This is a genomic window from Dyella sp., from assembly GCF_036568765.1.
In the GTDB taxonomy this organism is placed as follows: domain Bacteria; phylum Pseudomonadota; class Gammaproteobacteria; order Xanthomonadales; family Rhodanobacteraceae; genus GSA-30.
The window spans coordinates 1-3,591 of sequence record NZ_DATCRY010000300.1; the positions used below are offsets into that span (position 1 = coordinate 1).

At 61.0% G+C, this 3,591-nt stretch carries 3 protein-coding genes and 1 tRNA gene; 2 read left to right on the forward strand and 2 right to left on the reverse strand.

The window, feature by feature from the left end; translation table 11 throughout:
* Positions 1-1,771: phosphoenolpyruvate synthase (gene ppsA, locus VIM98_RS18870; RefSeq protein WP_331994648.1), on the reverse strand; the 1,771-nt coding region annotated here is incomplete at its 3' end.
* A 231-nt stretch (positions 1,772-2,002) separates the two neighbouring features.
* Here ppsA and ppsR point away from each other — a divergent pair.
* Complete coding sequence (ppsR, locus tag VIM98_RS18875; RefSeq protein WP_331994649.1) at positions 2,003-2,824, forward strand: posphoenolpyruvate synthetase regulatory kinase/phosphorylase PpsR; 822 nt, start codon at positions 2,003-2,005, stop codon at positions 2,822-2,824.
* 36 nt (positions 2,825-2,860) lie between these two features.
* On the forward strand, positions 2,861-3,349 hold the full coding sequence (locus VIM98_RS18880; protein WP_331994650.1) for a DUF1249 domain-containing protein: 489 nt from the start codon (positions 2,861-2,863) through the stop codon (positions 3,347-3,349).
* A gap of 70 nt (positions 3,350-3,419) precedes the next feature.
* On the opposite strand, the gene VIM98_RS18885 is transcribed toward VIM98_RS18880, so the two are convergent.
* Positions 3,420-3,496 (reverse strand) — tRNA-Asp (locus tag VIM98_RS18885).
* Positions 3,497-3,591: the final 95 nt, after the last annotated feature.

Here is a 3,591-nt window from a genome sequence, read left to right on the forward strand (position 1 = left end):
AACCGCCGAGCAGGTTGGCGTATTCGTTCGATTTGAAATCGGACAGGCGCACGATCACCGGTTTCGGGTACACCGACGCGGCGATCGTGGCGATGCCTTCGGCCAGGCGATCGACATAGAAGCTCACCGGATCGGCGTAGCCGGCAATACGCTCGTCGATCTTCGCCTTGGTGGCGGCGTCCTGCTTGGCGTATTCCAGCAAGGCCTTCGGATGCACACCGATATGACTGGCGATGATCATTTCCAGTCGCGCCAGGCCGATGCCTTCGTTCGGCAGCATGGCGAAGTCGAAGGCGCGCTCGGGGTTGGCCACGTTCATCATGATCTTCAGTGGCGCCTCGGGCATATCGCCCAGATCCGCGGTGACGCGGTCGAACTTCAGCTTGCCTTCGTAGATGTAACCGGTATCGCCTTCGGCGCAGGACACGGTGATGTCCTTGCCATCGGGAATCGTCTCCAGCGCATTGCCGGTACCGACCACGGCCGGCACGCCGAGCTCACGTGCGATGATCGCCGCGTGGCAGGTGCGACCGCCGCGGTTGGTGATGATCGCCGAGGCGCGCTTCATCACCGGCTCCCAATCGGGATCGGTCATGTCGGCGATCAGCACGTCGCCAGGCTGCACCTTGTTCATATCGTCCAGGTTGCGCACCACGCGCGCCTTGCCGGCACCGATCTTCTGGCCGATAGCGCGGCCTTCGGCCAGCACCTTGCCTTTTTCATTGAGATGGAAGCGCTCGAGCTGGGTAGCGTGCGCGCGCGATTTCACCGTCTCCGGACGGGCCTGCACGATGTAGAGCTTGCCGGTGTTGCCATCCTTCGCCCATTCGATATCCATCGGGCGGCCGTAGTGCTGCTCGATGACCAGCGCCTGGCGCGCAAGCTCCTCCACATCGGCATCGACGATGCAGAATTTGGTGCGCAACTCGGCGGGAGTGTTCTCGGTCTTGACGCGTTCGCCAGGCTGGTTCGAATAGACCATGCGTAGCTGCTTGGCGCCCAGGTTACGGCGCAGCACCGCCGGTTTGCCTTGCTTGAGCGTGGGCTTGAAGACATAGAACTCGTCCGGATTGACGGCGCCTTGCACCACCATTTCACCCAGGCCATAGCTGCCGGTGACGAAGACCACATCGCGGAAGCCCGACTCGGTGTCCAGGGTAAAGAGCACGCCCGATGCGCCGATGTCCGAGCGAACCATCAACTGCACGCCAGCGGAAAGGAACACGTCTTCGTGCTTGAAGCCTTGGTGTACGCGGTAGGCGATGGCGCGATCGTTATAAAGCGAGGCAAAGACTTCCTTGACCTTGTGCAGCACGTCCTCGATGCCGACGACATTGAGGAAGGTCTCCTGCTGGCCGGCGAACGAGGCGTCGGGCAGGTCTTCGGCCGTGGCCGAGGAGCGTACGGCGACGGCGATGTCGTCTGCACCGGCATCCTTGCAGAGCTTGGCGTAGGCATCGCGGATGGCCTGGTCCAGGTCGGACGGCAGCGGCGTTTCGGTCACCCATTCGCGGATTTCCTTGCCTGCGGTGACCAGGGCCTGGACATCGTCGACATCCAGCTTGCTCAGCCGCTCCTGGATGCGCTTGGCGACGCCGCTCTTTTCCAGATACTGCTGGAAAGCGCTGGCGGTGGTGGCGAAACCGCCCGGCACCGAAACGCCGAGCTTGGCCAGGTTGCCGATCATCTCGCCGAGCGACGCGTTCTTGCCACCGACCTTGGCCAGGTCGGTCATGCGCAGCGTGTCGAGCCAAAGCACCAAATCGTTCAAGGGACTCTCCAAGAGCTCTGAATGGGTAAGCGGGTGGTGCGGTCCGCGCCGCCAGGCAAAATAGGGGCCGCAAAGAACTGGTATTGTCCGCTGTCAATGGTGCGCGGCACAAGAAGACCAGTCGCGGGCCAACTCGCTATCGATGCAATACCAGTCAGGTAAAAGTCAAGCAGAGACTTAGGCTGCGGCCATGCGCTAAGGTTCCTGCCAAGACCGCTCCATCATTGAAGGATGCCCATGCAGCGAACTGTTTTTTTCATCTCCGACTCCACTGGTATTACCGCGGAGACGATCGGCAACAGTATCCTGGCGCAGTTCGAAGGCGTTCAGTTCGACAAGCACCGTCTTCCCTTCATTGACGACGCGCACAAAGCCGAGGCCGCCGCTCTCAGGATCAAGACGCGCTACGCCCAGACGGGCGAGAAGCCGATCGTGGTCAATACCATGGCCGATCGTTCGTTATGCGATATCGTGGCCACCAGTGGGGCCTTGATGCTGGACGTGTTCGCCCCATTTATCGGCCCGCTGGAAGACGAGCTGGGCGCCAAGCGCTCCGGTGCGGTCAACCGCTCGCACGGTCTGGTGGATTTCGAGAAGTACGAAGCGCGCATCAACGCGACTAACTACGCGCTCTCGCACGATGATGGCATCGACGTGGATTACGGCCACGCCGATCTGATCCTGATTGGCGTGTCGCGGTCGGGCAAGACGCCCACCTGTCTGTATATGGCCTTGCATTATGGTGTCAGTGCCGCCAATTACCCTCTGACCGACGACGACCTGGACAAGCTCGAACTGCCCGCTCGGCTGCGCCCCTATAAGGATCGCCTGTTCGGGCTTACCATCGATCCGCAGCGGTTGGCGCAGATTCGCGAGCAGCGGCGCGCCAATAGCCGTTATGCGACGATCCAGCAATGCAGGTGGGAATTGGAGCAGGCGGAAAAGCTGATGCGGCGGGAAGGGATCCCGAGCCTCAATACGACGCATGTCTCCATCGAAGAAATCGCCAGCAAGATTTTCGACCGCTTCGGTATCGAGCGGACCATGTTCTGACAGATACGCTTTTTCAGCAGGAGTACAAAGCCGCCCATGAGTGTCGTACTGGATAGCCGTAACGCGTTGTTGCCAGGCCGCTTCGGTTTCCTGATGGGGCTGTATGCCGAGAACTATCACCGCTTGGCTCGGCTGTTCGCGCCGCATAAGCTGAGTCCGGGGCGCTATGTATCGAGCGTGGATGACGGCCTCGACGTGCACCTGCATATCCAGGAATGCCACCCGTACACGTTGGAGTTGGAGCTCACCTACGACTTCATCGATCAGCAGACAGGCCAGCCGTCGCCATCGGCGCAGTTACGCATGTATACCGATGCGCATGTGGCCGAAGCGCTGCATTGCCATCCTGGCCGCCACCTGTGGCAGGTGCTTGGGCCGTTTGCGCCCGCGCATACGGTGTTGCAGCACCGGCTGCGTATGAACGGATTCCTGTCGCGCTGGTTGGAATATTTGGCCGAGCAGGGGCATTCGATCGGTACGCTGGAGCGCGTCGAGGATCGCGACAGGCAGCAAACCCCTGCATAACGATCCCCCGCCACGTCGATACAAATGACAGGCAACAAAAAACCCGCACAAGGCGGGCTTCTCGTATAAGTGGCGGAGCGGACGGGACTCGAACCCGCGACCTCCGGCGTGACAGGCCAGCATTCTAACCGACTGAACTACCGCTCCGCGTTTTTCCAGCTACTGTGGCTCCAACTTGGCGTCCCCACGGGGATTCGAACCCCGGTCGCCACCGTGAAAGGGTGATGTCCTAGGCCTCTAGA

Bases quoted from the DNA above. Each gene is read 5' to 3' on its own strand.
- ppsR (WP_331994649.1), top strand. From the start codon at position 2,003: ATGCCCATGCAGCGAACTGTTTTTTTCATCTCCGACTCCACTGGTATT.
- VIM98_RS18880 (WP_331994650.1), top strand. From the start codon at position 2,861: ATGAGTGTCGTACTGGATAGCCGTAACGCGTTGTTGCCAGGCCGCTTC.